The sequence below is a fragment of the Mycobacterium sp. genome (genome assembly GCF_046330795.1).
Classification (GTDB): domain Bacteria; phylum Actinomycetota; class Actinomycetes; order Mycobacteriales; family Mycobacteriaceae; genus Mycobacterium.
The window spans coordinates 782,337-802,876 of the sequence record NZ_JAXLSA010000002.1; the positions used below are offsets into that span (position 1 = coordinate 782,337).

Consider the following 20,540-nt stretch of genomic DNA (forward strand, 5'->3'; position numbering starts at 1 on the left):
ACACGGCCGCTCGCGGAGGGGGGCGAGGGCGGGGGCGGCCCGCCCACTCTCACCCCTTGAGCTGCTGCCACTTGTCGACCCAATCCTGGTAGGACGTGCAGTTGTTCCCGCTGCCGTCGACGCACTTCTGCTGCGGCGTGGTCCAGTAGTGGATCTGCTCGGCAAACTTCTCGTCGGTGGCCTTGAAGATGTCGCAGAACGCCTTGTCGGTGGTGTGATCGCAGGCCTTGGTCTGGGCCGGGGCCTCGCCGAAGTACTCGGCGACCTGGGCGTTGACCTCGGGCGAGGTGATCCAGTCCATCCACTTGTACATGCAGTTGGGATGTGCGGCCTTCGATGCCAGCATCCAGGTGTCGGACCATCCCGTCGAACCCTCCTTGGGCAGCACGGTGTTCACCTGGACCTTGTTGTCCGCGCCGATGGTGTTGGCGATGACCTGCCAGGTGGTGCCGATCACCGACGTCCCGGACTCGAATGCCTGCACCTGCTTGGTGTAGTCCGACCAGTACTCGCCGATGTTCTCCTTCTGTGCCTTCAGCAATTCCATTGCGGCATCGAGTTGTTCGGACGTCAGCGAATAGGGGTCCTGGATGCCCAGCTCGGGCTTGGTCTTCATCAGGTACAGGGCGGCGTCGGCGATGTAGATCGGCGAGTCGTAGGCGGTGACCTTGCCCTTGTAGTCACTGCCCGGGAACACCGCGCCCCAGGAGTCCGGCGCACCCTTGACGACGTCGGTGTTGTACATCAACAGGTTTGCGCCCCAGCCGTGCGGGATGCCGTACATCTGGCCGTCCACCGAGTTCCACGCCCGGTCCTTGAGGAACGAGGAGATGGTGGCGTAGTTGGGCACCAGATCGGTGTTGACCGGTGCCACGTCGCCCGCGTAGATCAGCCGCAAGGTGGCATCCCCGGAGGCCGAGACCCCGTCGTACTGACCGCTGCGCATCAGTTGCACCATCTCGTCGGAGGTGTTGCCGATCTTGACGTTGACCTTGCAGCCGGTGTTCTTCTCGAACGGGGTCACCCAGTCGACCTTCGGGTCGTTGGAACCGTTCTCGGCGTACCCGGCCCAGGCGATCAGGTTGAGCTGGCCCTCCCCGGCCCCGACGGACGCGGCCGGGGTCATCTTGGGGACCGATTGACCACCGGACCCCCCGGAATCGTTCGAACACCCGCCCAGCGCCAGTGTGCATACGGCCAGTGCGATGCCCATCGGCCGCAACGCGTTCAAATGCATTGTCACTCCTCGGTTTTGGCGTCGAAATCCCTGATGGTTCTAACGGCATTGTCGGGCCAGGCCAATGTCACCGCGGTGCCGTGCCGCAGCTCGGCGGAGGCGTCGGCGCTGAGCAGCGTGGCCGTCAGCTCGAAGCCCCCACGGTCGCGGGCGGCGACACGGGTGATCGGTCCGGCATACACGACCTCATCGACGGTGGCCTCGGCGGTGCGCATGCCGGCCGGCGGAGCGTCGCCGTCGAGGAGCACCTGGATGCGTTCCGGGCGCACCGCGTAGGCACCACGACGTCCCAGCATGCGTTCGGCGTCGTCCCCGTCGAGAACATTGGACGTCCCGACGAAATCCGCGACGAAGCGGTTGGCGGGATTCTCGTAGACCTCACGGGCCGCGCCGATCTGTTCGATGCGGCCGGTGTTGAACACCGCGAGCCGGTCGCACAGGGTCAAGGCCTCGTCCTGGTCATGGGTCACGATCACGAAGGTGATGCCCAGCTCGCGCTGAATGCCGCGCAGCTCCAGCTGCATCTGTTCGCGCAGTTTGAGGTCCAGCGCGCCCAGGGGTTCGTCGAGCAGCAGCACCTTGGGCTGGCCGACCAGCGCTCGGGCCAGGGCGACCCGCTGCTGCTGGCCACCCGAGAGCTGGGCGGGCTTCCGGTTGGCATACCCGGTCAGGCGCACGAGCTCCAGTGCTTCGCCGGCCCGGCGCTGGCGTTCGGCCCGGCCGACCCCGCGCACCCTGAGCCCGTATTCGACGTTCTGCGCGACCGTCATGTGCGGGAACAGGGCGTACTGCTGGAACACGGTGTTGGTGTCCCGGCGGGCCGGGGGGAGTGCGGTCACGTCCCGGCCGCCGAGGTGGATGACGCCCGCGGTCGGCTGTTCGAAGCCGGCGATCAATCGCAGGATGGTCGTCTTTCCCGATCCCGACGGGCCAAGGATGGCGAACAGTTCGCCGTCGGCCACGGTGAGATCCGCCCCGTCGACGGCGACCACACTGTCGGTGGCGCCGAACACCTTGCGAACGCCGATCAGCTCGATCTGGGGTTCGGCCACCGGCATGGAGCAAATCCTATGGATTCCGACGGCTCGACGCCCCGGGAAGTGCGGATGTGGTCCGTGGGGTTGCAGGGGCCATCGATGCCCCCGGCACGTTCTGTGGCTGTGGCCGCGGCGTTCGGATGGCGGCCGGGCCACACGCCGCCAGCAAACTCTTGATAACCAGGGCCGGAGATTCTCGGCCGTTGGGAGGGTGTGCGGCGCCACCGCGTGGGTGAAAATTTTAAGGTAACGATTCGATAACAAAACTGTCTTGATCAGCCAAGTTATAGCTACTCAACCGTAACCACCTGCATGCAGGACGTTTGTCCGTTTGGGCCGTCGGGTCGATTCACCGGGCTGTTAGCTCCACCACGGTTACTCGCGCGTAGAACTCACCAGTAACCCCCGACGTGCCCTGATGGTGCCAGTTTCTTATGCCACGCTTATTGCCGGCGGCACCGCCGAAGCGATTCATCCGATACGTGACCCAGCCGGCGGCGCACCGACGGTCCGCGCCCGGGCCGACCTCCGATCGGGGTTCGACGACGAGCCCGCCGATACGCCCCAGAGCTGGCCCCGGGGCGAGACGGCGCCCAGTCCGGCTCCACCGCGCCCGCGCGCCGAACGACGACCACAGACCACGCATGACGAAGCACAGGGAGATACAACAAGTGACGATCTTCGAACACGACCAAGTGTCCACCGGCCGCGAAGAGCGTCAGGAGGCCTCCGGCGCGTCGTCCCAGGCCCTGGTCGATCTGCTGAGCGCGGGTGAACCGTACGCGGTGATCTTCGGCGGTCAGGGCGGCACCTGGTTGGAGAACCTCGAGGAACTGGTCAACATGGCCGGAATCGAGTCGGAACTGAGCGAAATCGTCGGCGAGGCCGAACTACTGCTGGAACCGGTTGCCCGCGAGCTCGTCGTGGTCCGTCCGATCGGCTTCGAGCCGGTGCAGTGGGTGCGCGCCCTGGCCGCCGGAGAGCCGGCCCCCAGCCAGAACCAGCTGACCTCCGTGGCAATCTCCGGCCCCGGCATCGCGCTGACCCAGATGGCCGCCATCCGCGCGCTGACCCGGCAGGGCCTGGATCTGGCGGCCTCGCCGCCGGTGGCCGTGGCCGGACACTCGCAGGGCATGCTCGGCGTGGAATCCCTGAAGGCCGGCGGCGCCCGCGATGCCGAACTGCTGGCAATGAGTCAGATCATCGGGGCCGCCGGATCGCTGATCTCGCGCCGCCGCGGCATGGTCGGCCGCGGCGACAAGTCGCCCATGCTCTCGGTGACCAACGCCGATCCCGACCGCATCGCCGAACTGCTCGAAGAATTCAGCCAGGACGTCCGCACCGTGCAGGCCCCGGTGCTCTCGATCCGCAACGGCCGGCGCTCGGTGGTCATCACCGGCACCCCCGAACAGCTCAACAGGTTCGAGCTGTACTGCGAGAAGATCACCGAGAAGGAAGAAGCCGACCGCAAGGCCAAGGTGCGCGGCGGCGCGGTGTTCCGGCCGGTGTTCAACCGCATCCTCACCGAGGTCGGATTCCACACCCCACGGCTCTCGGGCGCGATCGACCTGGTCGAGGAGTGGGTGGCCCGCTGCCCCGGTATCGACCCCGAGTTGGGGCGCTGGGCCGCGCACAAGATCTTCGTCGACCCGGTTGACTGGGTCGCCCAGGTGGAGGAACTGCACCAAGCGGGCGCCAAGTGGCTCGTCGACCTCGGGCCCGGCGACGTCGCCACCCGTGTCACCGCACCGGTGATCCGCGGCCTGGGCATCGGGATCGTTCCGGCCGCGACGCGGACCGGTCACCGCAGCCTGTTCACCCCGGGCGCCATCCCCAGCGTGGACCCCGCGTGGTCGACGTTCGCCCCCACCGTCGAGACCCTGCCCAACGGCGAGGTGAAACTGTCGACCCGGTTCACCCGCCTCACCGGACGCTCACCCATCCTGCTGGCCGGTATGACCCCCACGACCGTCGACGCCAAGATCGTGGCAGCAGCCGCCAACGCCGGGCACTGGGCCGAACTCGCCGGCGGCGGACAGGTCACCGAGGAGATCTTCGACAACCGGATCGACGAGTTGGTGGAGTTGCTGGAACCGGGTCGCGAGATCCAGTTCAACTCGCTGTTCCTGGACCCGTATCTGTGGAAGCTGCAACTCGGCGGAAAGCGCTTGGTGCAGAAGGCCCGTCAGGCCGGTGCGCCGATCGACGGCGTCATCGTCACCGCCGGTATCCCCGAACTCGAAGAGGCCGTTGCCCTCATCGAGGAACTCAACAGCGTCGGCATCAGCCACGTGGTGTTCAAGCCGGGAACCATCGACCAGATCAAGGCGGTCATCAAGATCGCTGCCGAGGTGCCGCAGACCCCGATCATCGTCCACATCGAGGGCGGTCGCGCCGGTGGCCACCATTCCTGGGAGGACCTCGATGACCTGCTGCTGGCCACCTATTCCGATCTGCGCCGTCAGGCAAACCTGACGATCTGCGTGGGTGGCGGCATCGGGACCCCCGAACGTGCCGCCGAATACCTGTCGGGCCGCTGGGCGGTCGCCTACGACTACCCGCTGATGCCGGTCGACGGCATCCTGGTGGGCACCGCGGCGATGGCAACCCTGGAGGCGACCACCTCGCCCCAGGTCAAGCAGCTGCTGGTCGACACCACCGGTACCGATCGATGGGTCGGTGCCGGAAAGGCGCAGGGCGGCATGGCATCCGGGCGTAGCCAGCTCGGGGCGGACATCCACGAGATCGACAACGCGGCCTCGCGCTGCGGACGCCTGCTCGACGATGTGGCCGGCGACGCCGACGCGGTGGCCGAGCGCCGCGACGAGATCATCGCGGCCATGGCGGGCACCGCCAAGCCGTACTTCGGTGACGTCGGTGAGATGACGTACGCACAATTGCTGCGGCGCTACGTGGAGCTCGCGATCGGCGCCGGCGACTCGACCGCGGACACCCGCAAGGGCGACTCGCCGTGGCTGGACATCACCTGGCGCGACCGCTGGTCCTCGATGCTGCAGCGCGCCGAAGCACGTTTGCACCCCAGGGATTCCGGGCCCATCGAGACGATGTACGACGCCGCCGACAGTGCGGGCGAAGCGTTGCTCGAGGATCCGGCCGGTGCCATTGCCGCGCTGCTGGCGCGGTACCCGGACGCCGATCAGGTCCAGCTGCACCCCGCCGATGTGCCGTTCTTCATCGACCTGTGCAAGACCCTGGGCAAGCCCGTCAACTTCGTGCCCGTCATCGACAAGGACGTGCGCCGCTGGTGGCGCAGCGACTCGCTGTGGCAGGCCCACGATGCGCGGTACTCCGCCGACCAGGTGTGCATCATCCCGGGTACGGCTGCCGTCGCCGGGATCACCCGCGTGGACGAGCCGGTGGGCGAGTTGCTCGACCGCTTCGAGCAGGCGGCGATCGACGATGTGCTCGCGACGCAGGGCCGGGACTCCCAGCCACCGCGCGTGATGGCGCGCCGGCACGGCGACACCGGTGCCAGCGGTCCGCTCGCCGTGGTGCTCGATGCCCCGGATGTGTTGTGGGCGGGCCGAATCAGCACCAACCCGGTGCACCGCATCGCGCCGCCGTCGGATTGGCAGGTCCACCCCAACCCCGGGCAGGACACCGTCAGCGCCACCAACCCGTCCACCGGGGCGCGGCTCGAGCTGGCCGGTGAGCAGGTGGTGCTCAGCGTGCCGCTCTCCGACATCTGGATCGAGATCCGCTTCACCATCCCGTCATCGTGCGTCAACGGCGGTGCGCCCGTCGTGTCCACCGAGGACGCCGCCACCGCCATGCGTTCGGTGCTGGCGATCGCCGCGGGCAGCGACATACCCGAGCAGCTGCCCACGGTGGTGGCCGACGGGGACCTCCGGGTCGCCACCGTCACCGCCGAATGGGACCCCGAGCGCGTCGCCGACCACACCGGCGTGACCGCGACGTTCGGCGACACCCTGTGGCCGACGCTGACCGTGATCCCGGACGCCGTGGTCGGCCTGTGCTGGCCGGCGGTGTTCGCGACCATCGGTTCGGCCGTCACCGAGACCGGCTTCCCCGTCGTCGAGGGTCTGCTGAGCCTGGTGCACCTGGACCACGCCGCGCACCTGCTCTCCTCGCTGCCCAAGGAACCGGTCGAATTGACCGTCACCGCAACGGCTTCCGCCGCCCATGACACCGAGGTGGGTCGCGTGGTGCCGGTCAACGTGCGCATCACCACCCCGGACGGCGAGTTGTTGGCGACCCTCCAGGAGCGCTTCGCGATTCGCGGCCGCAATGGTGACGCCGAACTGAGTGACCCGGTTCGCGCCGGCGGTGCCGTCTCCGACAACGCCACCGACACCCCGCGCCGGCGCCGTCGGGACGCCGTCATGACGGCCCCGATCGACATGCACCCGTTCGCGATGGTGTCCGGCGACCACAACCCGATCCACACCGATCGGGCGGCCGCCCTGTTGGCCGGGCTGGAATCGCCCATCGTGCACGGCATGTGGCTGTCGGCCGCGGCGCAGCACGTGGCCACCGCCACCGACGGCAAGCCCGCGGCACCCGCCAAGCTGGTGGGCTGGACCGCCCGTTTCCTGGGCATGGTGCTGCCCGGTGACGAGGTGGAGTTCCGCGTCGACCGCGTCGGGATCGACCGGGGCGCCGAGGTTCTCGAGATCTCTGCCCGGGTCGGATCGGATCTGAAGATGTCGGCCACCGCACGGCTGGCCGCACCCAAGACCGTCTACGCATTCCCCGGCCAGGGCATCCAGTCCAAGGGCATGGGCATGGAGGTCCGCGGACGGTCCAAGGCCGCCCGCAAGATCTGGGACCGGGCCGACAAGTTCACCCGCGAGGCCCTGGGCTTCTCGGTGCTGCACGTCGTCAAGGACAACCCGACCAGCCTGATCGCCAACGGCGTGCACTACCAGCACCCCGAGGGTGTGCTGTACCTGACGCAGTTCACCCAGGTGGCCATGGCGACCACGGCGGCCGCACAGGTTGCCGAGATGCGCGAGCAGGGCGCCTTCGTCGAAGGGGCCATCGCGTGCGGCCACTCGGTGGGCGAGTACACCGCTCTGGCGTGTGTCAGCCAGGTCATCGAACTGGAGGGCCTGCTGGAGGCCGTGTTCCATCGCGGCTCCAACATGCACGACATCGTTCCCCGCGACGAGCGGGGCCGCTCCAACTACCGGATGGCGGCCATCCGGCCGTCCCAGATCGACCTGGACGATGCGGACGTCCCGGCCTTCGTCGCCGAGGTCGCCGAGCGCACCGGTGAGTTTCTGGAGATCGTGAACTTCAACCTGCGGGGCGCGCAGTATGCCATCGCCGGCACCGTCCGCGGCCTCGAGGCGCTCGAGGAAGAGGTCGAGCGTCGTCGCGAGATCAGCGGCGGCAAGCGGTCCTTCATCCTGGTGCCCGGCATCGACGTGCCGTTCCACTCGAGCGTGCTGCGCGTCGGCGTCGACGACTTCCGCCGCGCTCTCGAGCGGATCCTGCCCACCGGCAAGGACCCGGCCCTGGTGGTCGGCCGCTACATCCCGAACCTGGTGCCCCGGACGTTCACCCTGGACCGCGATTTCATCCAGGAGATCCGGGACCTGGTGCCGGCCGAGCCGCTCGACGAGATCCTGGCCGACTACGACACCTGGCGGAACGACAAGCCAGAAGAGTTGTGCCGCAAGGTCGTCATCGAACTGCTGGCGTGGCAGTTCGCCAGCCCGGTCCGCTGGATCGAGACGCAGGACCTGCTGTTCATCGAGGAAGCCGCCGGCGGCATGGGTGTCGAGCGCTTCGTCGAGGTCGGGGTGAAGTCCGCGCCGACGGTCGCCGGGCTGGCCACCAACACGCTGAAGCTGCCGGAGTACTCGCACAGCACGGTCGAGGTGCTCAACACCGAACGTGACGCCGCGGTGCTGTTCGCGACGGACACCGATCCCGAGCCCGAGGAGATCGAAGAGGCTCCGGCGAGTTCCGAAGCGCCCGTTGCGAATACCGACGCGGCTCCTGCCGCGCCGGTTGGCGGGCCTCCTCCCAATGTCGCGCCTGCCGGCGCTCCGCGACCCGATGACATTTCGTTCGACGCGGCCGACGCCACGGTCGCGCTGATCGCGTTGAGCGCCAAGATGCGCATCGACCAGATCGAGACGCTGGACTCCATCGAGACCATCACCGACGGTGCGTCCTCGCGGCGCAATCAGATGCTGGTCGACCTGGGCTCCGAGCTGAACCTGGGTGCCATCGACGGTGCCGCCGAGGCGGATCTGGCCGCACTGAAGGGACAGGTCAGCAAGCTGGCCCGGACGTACAAGCCGTTCGGCCCGGTGCTCACCGACGCCATCAACGATCAGCTGCGCACCATCCTGGGCCCGTCCGGGAAGCGGCCGGCCTACATCACCGAGCGGGTTTCCAAGACCTGGGAGCTCGGCGCCGGCTGGGCCAAGCACGTCACCGTCGAGGTCGCCCTGGGCACCCGCGAGGGATCCAGTGTCCGCGGTGGTGACCTGGGTGGCCTGAACGACGGCGCACTGGCCGACGCCACCGCGGTCGACAAGGCCATCGACGCCGGTGTCGCCGCCGTCGCGGCACGCCGCGGCATCGCGGTCGCACTGCCGTCCAGCGGTGGCGCCGGCGGTGGGGTGGTGGATTCCGCGGCCCTCAACGAGTTCGCCGAGAAGGTCACCGGGCCCGCCGGTGTGCTGGCCAACGCGGCGCGACTGGTGCTCGGCGAGCTCGGCCTGGACAACCAGGTCGGCGTCACCGAGACCGCCAGCGATTCCGAACTGGTGGAACTGGTCAGCGCCGAACTCGGTTCGGACTGGCCGCGATTGGTGGCCCCGGCGTTCGACAGCCGCAAGGCCGTGGTGCTCGACGACCGCTGGGCCAGTGCCCGTGAGGATCTCGCCCGGTTGTGGCTGACCGACGAGGATGACGTGGACGCGGACTGGCTGCGGCTGTCCGAACGGTTCGAGGGCGCCGGCCATGTTGTTGCCACACAGGCGAATTGGTGGCAGGGCAAGGCGCTGGCCGCTGGCCGCAATGTGCACGCTTCGCTGTACGGCCGGATCGCCGCCGGTAGTGAAAATCCGGGAACCGGTCGATATTCCGGCGAGATCGCGGTGGTCACCGGCGCGTCGAAGGGCTCCATCGCCGCTTCGGTGGTGGCCCAGTTGCTCGACGGCGGCGCAACGGTCATCGCGACCACCTCGCGGCTCGATGACGAGCGGTTGGCGTTCTACAAGGCGCTGTACCGCGACCACGCGCGCTTCGGCGCGACGCTGTGGGTGGTCCCGGCCAACATGGCGTCCTACGCCGACATCGACGATCTGGTCGCATGGGTGGGCAACGAGCAGTCGGAGAGCCTGGGGCCCAAGTCGATCCACGTCAAGGATGCGATGACCCCGACCCTGCTGTTCCCGTTCGCCGCCCCGCGGGTGGCCGGCGACCTGTCCGAGGCCGGCTCGCGGTCCGAGATGGAGATGAAGGTCCTGCTGTGGGCCGTTCAGCGACTCATCGGCGGGCTGTCGTCGATCGGCGCCGACCGGGATATCTCGGCCCGGCTGCATGCCGTGCTGCCCGGTTCGCCGAACCGCGGAATGTTCGGCGGCGACGGCGCCTACGGCGAGTCCAAGTCCGCGCTGGACGCGGTGGTTTCCAGATGGAGTGCCGAATCATCCTGGGCGTCCAGGGTTTCGCTGGCGCACGCGCTGATCGGCTGGACCAAGGGCACCGGCCTGATGGGTCACAACGATGCCATCGTCGACGCGGTCGAGGAAGCCGGCGTGACCACCTACACGACGGCGGAAATGGCGGCCATGCTGCTGAGCCTGTGCACCGTCGACGCGAAGGCCGCCGCTGCCGAGAAGCCGATCCAGGTGGACTTCACCGGCGGCCTGGGTGACATCGAGCTGGACATGGCGGCCCTGGCCGCCGAGGCCCGCGAGGAAATGCTCGCCGAAGGTGCTGCAGCCGAAGAGGATTCGGCCGATGCGGGCACCATCTCGGCGCTGCCGTCGCCGCCGCGGGTGGACGATTCCAGGCCGATTCCGGAGTGGGACGACCTCGACGTCGACCCGGCTGATCTGGTCGTCATCGTCGGTGGTGCCGAACTCGGCCCGTACGGCTCGTCGCGGACCCGGTTCGAGATGGAGGTCGACAACGAACTGTCGGCCGCCGGCGTGCTCGAGCTGGCCTGGACCACCGGGCTGGTGAAATGGGAGCAGGATCCCAAGCCGGGCTGGTACGACAGCGACTCGGGCGATCTGGTCGACGAGTCGGAGATCGTGGAGCGCTATCACGACGCCGTGATCGAGCGTTGCGGCATCCGGGAATTCGTCGACGACGGCGCCCTGGATGCGTCGCATGCCGCGCCACTGCTGGTCAGTGTGTTCCTGGACAAGGATTTCAGCTTCGTGGTGTCCAGCGAGGCCGACGCGCGGGCGTTCGTGGAGTTCGATCCGGAGCACACCGTCATCCGGCCGGTTCCGGAGTCGGGCGACTGGGAGGTCATCCGCAAGGCCGGCACCGAGATTCGGGTGCCGCGTCAGGCCAAGCTCTCCCGGATCGTCGGCGGACAGATTCCCACTGGTTTCGATCCGACGGTGTGGGGCATCAGCCCGGACATGGTGAGCTCGATCGACCGCCTCGCGTTGTGGAACCTGGTGGCCACCGTTGATGCATTCCTGTCGTCGGGCTTCACGCCGGCCGAGGTGATGCGCTGGGTGCACCCGACGATGGTGGCCTGCACGCAGGGCACCGGTATCGGCGGCCTGTCCTCGATGCAGACGATGTTCCACGGCAACCTGCTGGGTCAGGCCAAGCCGAACGACATCCTGCAGGAGGTTCTGCCGAACGTCGTTGCCGGACACGTGGTTCAGAGCTTCATCGGGTCCTACGGTGCGATGGTCCACCCGGTCGGCGCCTGCGCCACCGCGGCGGTTTCGATCGAGGAGGGCGTCGACAAGATCCGCCTCGGCAAGGCCGAACTGGTGGTCGCGGGTGGTCTGGACGACATGACCCTGGAGTCGATCATCGGCTTCGGTGACATGTCGGCCACCGCCGACACCGAGGTCATGCGCGCCAAGGGCATCAGCGATCAGCGGTTCTCCCGCGCCAATGACCGCCGCCGGCTCGGCTTCGTCGAATCACAGGGTGGCGGAACGGTTCTGCTGGCTCGTGGTGACCTGGCCGCCAAGATGGGTCTGCCGGTGCTGGGTGTGCTCGCGTACGTCGAGAGCTTCGCCGACGGCGTACACACCTCGATCCCGGCCCCGGGTATCGGTGCTCTCGGCGCGGGCCGCGGCGGCAAGTCGTCGAACCTGGCGCGGGCGCTGAACCGCCTCGGGGTGACCGCCGATGACGTCGCGGTGGTGTCCAAGCACGACACCTCGACACTGGCCAACGATCCCAACGAGACCGAACTGCACGAGCGACTGGCCGATGCGATCGGCCGTTCGCCGGGCAACCCGCTGTTCGTGATCAGCCAGAAGTCGCTGACCGGTCACGCCAAGGGTGGCGCCGCGGTGTTCCAGACGGTCGGCCTGTGCCAGGTGCTGCGCAACGGCGTCATCCCGCCGAACCGCAGCCTGGACTGTGTCGACGACGAGCTGGACAACGCCGGTCACCTGGTGTGGGTCCGGGAGACGCTACGGATGGGCGACAAGTTCCCGCTCAAGGCCGGTCTGGTGACCAGCCTCGGGTTCGGTCACGTGTCGGGTCTGATCGCGGTGGTGCACCCGCAGGCGTTCGTCGCCGCCCTCGATCCCGAGCAGCGGGCCGCCTACCTGGCCAGTGCCCAGGAGCGTGAGCTGGCGGGTCAGCGCAAGCTGGCCTCGGCGATCGCCGGCGGCACCCCGATGTACGAGCGGCCCGCCGACCGGCGGTTCGATCACGACCAGCCGGAGAAGGCGGCGGAGGCCGCCATGCTCCTGGACGCGGCGTCGCGGCTCGGTGACGACGGCAACTACAACCGGTGACCGGTGGGCTAGGGTTCGCGCTATGGCGATAGTCGGGGTCGGGATCGACGTGGTGTCGATCCCCGACTTCGCGGCCCAGGTCGATCAGCCGGGCACGGTGTTCGCCGAGACGTTCACCCCGGGTGAGCGGCGCGACGCCGCCGACAAGAGTTCGGTGGCGGCGCGTCACCTCGCCGCGCGATGGGCGGCCAAGGAGGCCGTGATCAAGGCGTGGTCGGGTTCGCGGTTCGCGCAGAAGCCGGTGCTGCCCGAGGGGATCCACCGTGATATCGAGGTGGTCACCGATATGTGGGGCCGGCCGAAGGTCCGGTTGACCGGTGATATCGCTACACACCTGGCCGAGGTCACCATCCACGTGTCGCTGACCCATGAGGGTGACACCGCGGCCGCCGTCGCGATCCTCGAGACCTGAGTTTCCTTCCCGCGAGCGGCCGTGTTTGTACGGTGACACGCCGTTGGATGCGTACAAACCCGGACGCTCACGCAAGATGGACGGCATGACTGAGCTGATCGAGAAGGTCCGTGCCGTGCTGCCGTCGGTCCGCGCCGACCTCGAGGATCTGGTGCGCATCCCGTCGGTCTGGGCCGATCCGCCCCGCCGGGACGAGGTGGATCGAAGCGCCCGGGCCGTCGCCGATCTGTTGACCGGCGCGGGTTTCGCCCACGTGCGCATCGTCAGCGAAGGGGGTGCGCCGGCCGTCATCGCCCGCCGCCCCGCCCCGCCGGGGGCGCCGACGGTTCTGCTCTACGCCCACCACGACGTGCAGCCCGAAGGTGATCACAGCCAGTGGAATTCGCCGCCGTTCGAACCCACCGAGCGTGACGGCCGGCTCTACGGTCGCGGTGCCACCGACGACAAGGCCGGTATCGCCACACACCTGGCGGCCATCCGGGCCTTCGGCGACGAGCTGCCGGTCGGGGTGACGGTGTTCGTCGAGGGCGAGGAGGAGTCGGGTTCGCCGTCGTTGAGCCGGCTGCTGGCCGCCCACAAGGACGAACTGGCCGCCGACGTCATCGTCATCGCCGACTCCGACAACTGGAGCGCCGAGGTGCCCGGCCTGACAGTGTCGCTGCGCGGGCTGGCGGACTGCGTGGTCGAGGTGGCCACCCTGGATCACGGCTTGCATTCGGGACTGTGGGGAGGGGTGGTGCCCGACGCGCTCTCGGCGCTGATCCGTCTTCTGGCAACCTTGCACGACGACGACGGCAATGTGGCGGTCGCCGGACTGCACGAGGGTACGGCCGCCGATGTGGAGTATCCGGCTGATCGGGTGCGCACCGAGTCGGGTCTGCTCGACGGAGTACGAGAAATCGGTGATGGCTCTGTGGTGCAACGACTTTGGGCCAAGCCGGCGGTGACCGTCATCGGCATCGACACGACCCCGATCGCCGCTTCGTCCAACACGCTCATCCCGCGGGCCCGCGCCAAGGTCAGCCTCAGGGTGGCTCCCGGCGGCGACGCGGCGGCCCACCTCGACGCGCTGCGCGCCCATCTGGAGAACCACGCCCCGTGGGGTGCACAGGTCACCGTCACGCCGGGCGACGTCGGCCAGCCCTACGCGATCCACGCCACCGGTCCGGTCTATGACGCCGCTCGGGCCGCCTTCCGCACGGCGTGGGGCCGCGAGCCGGTCGACATGGGCATGGGTGGGTCGATCCCGTTCATCGCCGAGTTCGCCCGGGCCTTCCCGGCGGCGACGATCCTGGTCACCGGTCTGGGGGATCCCGACACGCAGGCGCACAGCATCAACGAGAGCCTGAATCTGGACGTGCTGGAGAAGGCCGCGGTCGCGGAGGCGCTGCTACTGGCGGGCCTGGTCCCGAACTCCTAGACGGATAGGTCGCGGCGGAGCTTGGCGACGTGCCCGGTGGCCTTGACGTTGTACTGTGCGACGGCGATCTTGCCGGCTTCGTCGACCAGGAACGTCGAACGGATGACGCCCTGAACCGTCTTGCCGTACATCGTCTTCTCGCCGAACGCGCCCCACGCGGCGAGCACCTTCTTGTCCGGATCGGACAGCAGGGGGAAGGTCAGTCCCTCGTTGTCGCGGAACTTGGCGAGCTTCTCCGGCTTGTCGGGGGAGATGCCGATGACGTCGACGCCCGCCTCGTTGAGCTCGGTGAGACTGTCGCGGAAGTCGCAGGCCTGCTTGGTGCAGCCCGGGGTCGACGCTGCGGGGTAGAAGTACACGATCACCTTCCGGCCCGCGAAGTCGGACAGCTTGACGGTCTGGCCGTCGGCATCGGGAAGGCTGAACGCGGGGGCCTTGGCTCCGACGGCCAGGCGCGCTGTGGCGGTCAATTTACTTCTTCCTGTCGTCCTGTGGTCGCACCGGTGCGCCGGGTGGCGCATCGACTGAACTAGGGTAGTAGGCCGAGCATGCGCAGCACATGGAGGCGATACCGTGGCGGATCGGGACCCCGAGGTCATCAAGGCTGAGATCGACGAAGCCCGTGAGCGGTTGGCGGCAACGGTCGATTCACTGGCCGAGCGGGCCAACCCGCAGCGGATCGCCGATGACGCCAAGTCGAAGGCGTTGGCTTTCGTCGATCAGCCCAAGGTCAAGTACCCGCTCATCGGCGTGGTTGTCCTGGTGGTGCTGGTGGTGATCCGACGGGTGCGGCAGCGGCGCTACTAGCGCCGCCGCAGCCAGCCGCTGAGGGCGGAACGCGGCGGGTTGGCCTGCATCCCGATGCGGCTGCACCCGTAAACGGCGACCATGCCGCCGCGGGCGGCGCGGCCGTCGGTGTCGTCGGCGGACCCGGTGGAGCGATCCTGGAAACGACGGTCGTCATGGCGTCCATCGAACATCGGCATTGGCAAACTCCTCGCTTCCCCGTCCGTTCCGATCAATTTCCTGGCTGTGATCTTTTCAGCTAATCAGTAGCAATCTCAGTAGATCAAGTTTCCCCAGCATATCCCGCTAACTTCGGTCATCGCAACCACTGTACCGTTAACAATTTTACGCAGGTGGTTCGGCTCGGCCTCCCGGCTCCACGATCGGTCCAGCGAAACATACTTGGAACCGATACCCGGCACGGTCGTGCGCCAAACCCGAGGACACGGCGCAGCGTTGGCTCCGAAATGACAAAAACCCCGCCTGAGCAGGGTTTTTGTGGTGGTGCGCCGTCAGGGTTTCGAACCCCGGACCCGCTGATTAAGAGTCAGCTGCTCTACCAACTGAGCTAACGGCGCGGGTGAACTGCGAAGGCGACTTTAACAGGCTCGCGGCCGGTGAGTGAAATCCGCACGTCGCCGACGGGGTGCGGGGAATCGGCGGCAGCGGTCCCGAAAATCGGCCCATAGACTGGAGTGGATTCACAGGAAGTCACAAGCCATCGGACAGGAAGGGCGGTGCAGGTGATGCGCGTCGGTTCGACGGTCGGGTTGCGCCGAAAGGTGGCGGTGGTCCTGATCATGGCCCTGCTGGCCGGCCTGACCGGCTGCACAACCGGGCCGACGCGGCCCGACATGCAACGCATCGCCGAGAAGGGCACGCCCTACCGCGATCTGCTGCTGCCCAAACTCACCTCGTCGGTCACGGACGGCGCCGTCGGCGTCCCTGTCGACCGGCCCATCACCGTCACCGCCGAGGGCGGCGTCCTGGGTGCGGTGACCATGACGAGCCAGAACGGGACGGCTGTTGCGGGCCGGCTGAGTCCGGACGGGCTGACCTGGACCACCAACGAGCCGCTCGGCTACAACAAGCACTACACCGTCGACGCACAGTCGATGGGCCTCGGTGGGCAGACCACGCGCAGGTTCGCCTTCGAGACGCATTCGCCGGCCAACCTGACCATGCCCTATCTGCTGCCCGGCGACGGGCAGACGGTGGGCATCGGACAGCCCATCGCGGTCCGGTTCGACGAGAACATCGGCGATCGCCGAGCAGCGGAGAAGGCCGTCACCGTCACCACCGAACCGGCCGTTGAGGGCGCGTTCTACTGGCTGAGTGATCGCGAAGTGCGTTGGCGCCCAAAGGATTACTGGGCACCAGGCACGACGGTGACCGTCGAGGTGAACACCTACGGCGTGGACCTGGGCGGCGGGTTGTTCGGCCAGGACAACGCCCGATCACGCTTCACCATCGGCGACGCGGTGATCGCGACGGCCGACGACGACACCAAGACGCTGACCGTTCGGGTCAACGGTGCTGTGGTCCGGACGATGCCCATCTCGATGGGCAAGGACAGGACGCCCACCTACAACGGCACATACATCATCGGCGATCGGTACTCACACCTGGTGATGGATTCGTCGACCTACGGGGTGCCGGTGAACTCGCCGAACGGGTACCGCACCGAGGTCGACTTCGCCACCCAGATGTCCTACAGCGGTATCTACGTCCACGCCGCACCGTGGTCGGTGGGCAGCCAGGGCTACGACAACGTCAGCCATGGTTGCCTCAACGTCAGCACGGCCAACGCGCAGTGGTTCTACAACAACACCAAACGCGGCGACATCGTCGAGGTGCAGAACACGGTGGGCGCGACGTTGCCGGGTGTCGACGGCCTGGGCGACTGGAACATCCCCTGGGAGCAGTGGGAGGCCGGTAACGCGACGGCGTGAGGGCAGGCAGCGGGTTTCCCTCTCCGCCCTTTATACTTCTTTATAAATCCGCCGAAAAAGTCGGTGATCTATAAGGAAGCATAAAGTTGGCCAACGCTCAGCAGCGCAGTCCGTATACGCCCGGTTCCATTGCGCACAGACTGCCGGGCCGCGACGTTCACCTGGAGCGCGTCAATGTACATCTGACCAATCTCAGCATTTACCGACAGCTCGATGGTCGCGTTCATGTGTTCGTCGGGCCACGCGGCGTGGGTAAGACCAGCCTCCTGCGCGCCGCGCAGCGCGACGCCCAGAATCGGACCTTCACCACGGTATGGGCGACGGGCGGGGATTCGGTCTCGTTGTCGGTCGACCTCGCCAACGAATTCCACAAGCTGATCACCGCGAAGTGGACGGCCACCGCGACAGCCGCCCTCACCGAGACGTTGAAGACCGTCCGGCTCAATTTCGGGGTGGCCTCGCTCCAACTCGCGGCGGGCAAGGACAAGGACGAGCACAAGGACAGTCCCGAGTTCGTCGGCGCCGCCCGTGCCCTCCAGCAGGCCATCACCGCGGCGGCGGAAGGGGTTGTCGAGGCAGGCAGCGCGGGCCTCGTCATTTTCGTCGACGAACTCCAAGCCGCTGACCCCGTGGGGATCCGTGCCCTCGCGTATGCCTGGCAGCACATGCAAGCCGAAGCGCCCGAACTTCCCGCCGCCGTGTTCGCCGCCGGCCTGAGCCACACCCAGGACACGGTGGCAACCGCGGTCAGCTTCGGTGAGAGGTTCGAATACCGACACCTCAACAACTTGTCCAGCGACGACGCGGCGATGGCGCTGACGGCCCCCGCGCAGGACGCCGGTGTGGGATGGCAGCCGAGTGCGCTCGAATCGGTGCTCCGTGACACCCAGGGGTATCCGTACTTCATCCAGGAGTTCGGCGACAAGATGTGGGAAGCCGCTGGATACCCGGGCCCCGGCGGGGTGCTGGCGATGCAACACTACGACGCCGCACTGGCCGAATTCGAGGTCGCGCGGAACACCCTGTTTCGCTCGCGCTGGGCGCAGGCGACCACCGCCGAACAGAAATTGATCATCGCCATGGCGTCCCTGAGCGACGGGGATGTCAAACGCAAGGAGGTTGCCGAGGCGATGGGCGTCACGTCGACGGCCATCAGCATGGCGCGGCAGTCCCTCATGGACAAGGGACTGATCGAAGCGACGTCACACGGCAAGATGCGGTTCACCGCTCCGGGGCTCGCGGCGTACATCCGCGACTACGTCGACGACGACGAGTGACGGAGAAGAAAAAAGTCAGGGGCCCTCGAAAGGGCCCCTGACCTGCTGGGTGGCTGACGGGACTCGAACCCGCGACAGCCAGGATCACAACCTGGTGCTCTACCAACTGAACTACAGCCACCATTGCCACCCGATGAGCGGCGTTGACGATCTTAACCGGTCGATGGCTCCGCGGCCGAATCGTTTGGTCCGGGCGGCCCCAGCTCCGCGGCGACCGCGGCGATATCGGCCGACGACGGCCCGGGCTGCGGCACGAAGGCGGTACGCCGGTAGTACTGCAGCTCGCGGATCGATTCGTGGATGTCGGCCAGGGCGCGGTGCGCCAGGCCCTTCTCGGGCTGACCGAAGTAGATCCGCGGATACCACCGCCGGCACAGCTCCTTGATGGAGCTGACGTCGATCATCCGGTAGTGCAGGAAGTCGTCGAGTGCGGGCATGTCGCGCGCGATGAAGCCGCGGTCGGTGGCGATGGAATTGCCGGCCAGCGGTGCGGTCTTGGGCTGTTTGACGTGGGTGCGGATGTAGTCGAGGACCATGGCCTCGGCGGTCGGGACGTCGATGGTGGAGGCCTTGACCTCGTCGATCAGCCCGGAGCGGGTGTGCATGCGGGTGACCACGTCGATCATGCCGCCGAGCGCGGCGTCGTCGGCGTGGATGACGACGTCGACGCCCTCGCCGAGAATGTTGAGCTCGGCGTCGGTGACCAGCACCGCGATCTCGATCAACTTGTCCGAGGCGAGGTCCAGCCCGGTCATCTCGCAGTCGATCCACACCAGTTCGTCCCGCACAGCGCTCACAGTATGCCCACGTTAGTGCCCTGGCCTGCAGGATGGTCCGTCGCACCCCCAGGGCGGGCAAGTAAGGTCAGGCACCGTGAGCACAGAATCGGCCGGGACTCCTTCCGCCAGCGCTGCCCAGACCATTGCCGCCGGGTACGCGGTGGAAGGTCAGGCATTGGACCTCGGCAGTGTGGTCGTCGACGGCACCGTCGACCCGAGCGCCCAGATCCGCATCCCGCTGGCGACGGTGAACAGGCACGGCCTGGTGGCCGGCGCCACCGGCACGGGCAAGACCAAGACACTCCAGGTGATGGCCGAGCAGCTCTCCGCGGCCGGCGTGCCGGTGCTGATGGCCGACGTCAAGGGCGACCTGTCGGGGCTGTCCCGGCCGGGGGAGTCCAACGACAAGGTGACCCAGCGCGCTGCCGACACCGGTGATTCGTGGGCGCCGTCGGCGTTCCCGGTCGAGTTCCTGTCGCTGGGCACCACCGGGCGCGGCGTGCCGGTGCGCGCGACGATCAGCAGCTTCGGCCCGATCCTGCTGTCAAAAGTGCTGGGGCTCAACCAGACCCAGGAATCGACGCTCGGCCTGATTTTCCATTGGGCCGACCAGAAGGGTCTGGCGCTGCTGGATCTGAAGGATCTGCGTTCGGTCATCCAGTTCCTCACCAGTGACGAGGGCAAGCCGGAACTGAAGAACCTCGGTGCGGTGTCGGCGACGACGGCCGGGGTGATCCTGCGCGCGCTGGTCAACCTCGAGGCCGACGGCGGCGACACGTTCTTCGGCGAACCCGAGCTGCGGCCCGAGGACATCATGCGAGTCGCCGGTGGCCGAGGGGTGATCACCCTGCTCGAGATCGGGGATCAGGCCTCCCGTCCGGTGATGTTCTCGACATTCCTGATGTGGGTGCTGGCCGATCTGTTCACGTTCCTGCCCGAGGTCGGCGACCTCGACAAGCCCAAATTGGTGTTCTTCTTCGACGAGGCCCACCTACTGTTCACCGACGCATCCAAGGCGTTCCTGGAGCAGGTGGAGCAGACCGTCAAGCTGATCCGCTCCAAGGGCGTCGGCGTCTTCTTCTGCACCCAGTTGCCCACCGACGTGCCCAACGAGGTGCTCTCCCAGCTCGGTGCCCGCATCCAGCACGCACTGCGGGCGTTCACCCCCGACGACCAGAAGGCCCTGTCGAGGACGGTGCGGACCTACCCGAAGACCGATGTGTACGACCTGGAGTCGGCGTTGACCTCGCTGGGCATCGGTGAGGCGATCGTGACGGTGCTCTCCGAGCGCGGCGCGCCGACGCCGGTGGCCTGGACCCGGCTGCGTGCACCGCGGTCACTGATGGACACCATCGGACCGGACGCCATCGCGGCCGCGGCGAAAGCCAGTCCGCTGCAAGCGATCTACGGCCAGACGATCGACCGCGAATCGGCCTACGAGATGCTGGCCGCCAAACTAGCCCCGCCGCCCGCGGCCGCGCCTGCGCCCGCGCCCGATCTGCCGCCGGCGCCGGCGCCGGTCGACGTTCCGCCGATGCCGCCACCGGCCGCTCCGCCGCAACCCGGCTTCTTCGACAAGATGGTGGACAGCCCGGCTTTCAAGAGCGCGATGCGCTCGGCGGGCACGGTGTTGGGCCGGGAGATCACCCGCAGCATCTTCGGCACCGGCCGGCGGCGCTGAGCC

Annotated in this window: 12 protein-coding genes and 2 tRNA genes; 7 read left to right on the plus strand and 7 right to left on the minus strand. The window is 67.7% G+C overall.

The features are described from left to right. Positions 1 to 49: 49 nt before the first annotated feature. Both U0R18_RS10940 and U0R18_RS10945 read right to left on the minus strand, forming a co-directional pair. Positions 50 to 1,237: an ABC transporter substrate-binding protein gene (locus U0R18_RS10940; RefSeq protein WP_526368180.1), complete on the minus strand. Its 1,188-nt coding sequence runs from the start codon at positions 1,235 to 1,237 to the stop codon at positions 50 to 52. Between the two features lie 2 nt (positions 1,238 to 1,239). Then, entirely contained in the window at positions 1,240 to 2,295 is a 1,056-nt protein-coding gene (locus U0R18_RS10945; protein WP_526368181.1) for an ABC transporter ATP-binding protein, read from the minus strand. A 650-nt stretch (positions 2,296 to 2,945) separates the two neighbouring features. Here U0R18_RS10945 and U0R18_RS10950 point away from each other — a divergent pair. The 3 genes from U0R18_RS10950 to U0R18_RS10960 all read left to right on the plus strand — a co-directional run bounded on the left by U0R18_RS10950 (position 2,946) and on the right by U0R18_RS10960 (position 14,062). Further along, entirely contained in the window at positions 2,946 to 12,230 is a 9,285-nt protein-coding gene (locus tag U0R18_RS10950) for a fatty acid synthase subunit beta domain-containing protein (protein ID WP_526368182.1), read from the plus strand. Between the two features lie 22 nt (positions 12,231 to 12,252). Beyond that, positions 12,253 to 12,642, plus strand: coding sequence for a holo-ACP synthase AcpS (gene acpS, locus U0R18_RS10955; RefSeq protein WP_526368183.1), 390 nt, complete (start codon positions 12,253 to 12,255; stop codon positions 12,640 to 12,642). Between the two features lie 85 nt (positions 12,643 to 12,727). After that, the gene (locus tag U0R18_RS10960; protein WP_526368184.1) at positions 12,728 to 14,062 is read left to right on the plus strand and encodes a dipeptidase; all 1,335 of its coding nucleotides are present in this window, start codon (positions 12,728 to 12,730) and stop codon (positions 14,060 to 14,062) included. Here U0R18_RS10960 and bcp read toward each other — a convergent pair. Continuing rightward, the gene (gene bcp / locus U0R18_RS10965) at positions 14,059 to 14,532 is read right to left on the minus strand and encodes a thioredoxin-dependent thiol peroxidase (protein ID WP_526368185.1); all 474 of its coding nucleotides are present in this window, start codon (positions 14,530 to 14,532) and stop codon (positions 14,059 to 14,061) included. The genes U0R18_RS10960 and bcp overlap by 4 nt on opposite strands. A gap of 103 nt (positions 14,533 to 14,635) precedes the next feature. Here bcp and U0R18_RS10970 point away from each other — a divergent pair, with 103 nt between their 5' ends. Next, positions 14,636 to 14,869 (plus strand): DUF3618 domain-containing protein, encoded by a 234-nt coding sequence (locus U0R18_RS10970; protein ID WP_526368186.1) that lies wholly within the window; start codon positions 14,636 to 14,638, stop codon positions 14,867 to 14,869. On the opposite strand, the gene U0R18_RS10975 is transcribed toward U0R18_RS10970, so the two are convergent. Together U0R18_RS10975 and U0R18_RS10980 are read right to left on the minus strand one after the other, a co-directional pair. Then, entirely contained in the window at positions 14,866 to 15,048 is a 183-nt protein-coding gene (locus U0R18_RS10975) for a hypothetical protein (protein ID WP_526368187.1), read from the minus strand. The two genes, U0R18_RS10970 and U0R18_RS10975, sit on opposite strands and share 4 nt — an antisense overlap. A gap of 302 nt (positions 15,049 to 15,350) precedes the next feature. Then, positions 15,351 to 15,426 (minus strand) — tRNA-Lys (locus U0R18_RS10980). 168 nt (positions 15,427 to 15,594) lie between these two features. Here U0R18_RS10980 and U0R18_RS10985 point away from each other — a divergent pair. Next, a complete protein-coding gene (locus U0R18_RS10985) occupies positions 15,595 to 16,800 on the plus strand; it encodes an Ig-like domain-containing protein (protein WP_526368309.1) in 1,206 nt (401 codons plus the stop codon). Between the two features lie 86 nt (positions 16,801 to 16,886). Beyond that, the gene (locus U0R18_RS10990) at positions 16,887 to 18,077 is read left to right on the plus strand and encodes a DUF8462 domain-containing protein (RefSeq protein WP_526368188.1); all 1,191 of its coding nucleotides are present in this window, start codon (positions 16,887 to 16,889) and stop codon (positions 18,075 to 18,077) included. A 48-nt stretch (positions 18,078 to 18,125) separates the two neighbouring features. On the opposite strand, the gene U0R18_RS10995 is transcribed toward U0R18_RS10990, so the two are convergent. Both U0R18_RS10995 and orn read right to left on the minus strand, forming a co-directional pair. Beyond that, a tRNA-His gene (locus tag U0R18_RS10995) sits at positions 18,126 to 18,198 on the minus strand. Positions 18,199 to 18,229: 31 nt separating this feature from the next. Further along, entirely contained in the window at positions 18,230 to 18,865 is a 636-nt protein-coding gene (gene orn / locus U0R18_RS11000) for an oligoribonuclease (protein ID WP_526368310.1), read from the minus strand. Positions 18,866 to 18,950: 85 nt separating this feature from the next. Between orn and U0R18_RS11005 the strand changes: the two genes are divergently transcribed. Then, a complete protein-coding gene (locus tag U0R18_RS11005) occupies positions 18,951 to 20,537 on the plus strand; it encodes a helicase HerA-like domain-containing protein (protein WP_526368189.1) in 1,587 nt (528 codons plus the stop codon). The last annotated feature ends 3 nt before the right edge of the window (positions 20,538 to 20,540 follow it).

Bases quoted from the DNA above. Each gene is read 5' to 3' on its own strand.
- U0R18_RS10940 (WP_526368180.1), bottom strand. From the start codon at position 1,237: ATGCATTTGAACGCGTTGCGGCCGATGGGCATCGCACTGGCCGTATGC.
- U0R18_RS10945 (WP_526368181.1), bottom strand. From the start codon at position 2,295: ATGCCGGTGGCCGAACCCCAGATCGAGCTGATCGGCGTTCGCAAGGTG.
- acpS (WP_526368183.1), top strand. From the start codon at position 12,253: ATGGCGATAGTCGGGGTCGGGATCGACGTGGTGTCGATCCCCGACTTC.
- U0R18_RS10960 (WP_526368184.1), top strand. From the start codon at position 12,728: ATGACTGAGCTGATCGAGAAGGTCCGTGCCGTGCTGCCGTCGGTCCGC.
- U0R18_RS10975 (WP_526368187.1), bottom strand. From the start codon at position 15,048: ATGCCGATGTTCGATGGACGCCATGACGACCGTCGTTTCCAGGATCGC.
- U0R18_RS10985 (WP_526368309.1), top strand. From the start codon at position 15,595: ATGCGCGTCGGTTCGACGGTCGGGTTGCGCCGAAAGGTGGCGGTGGTC.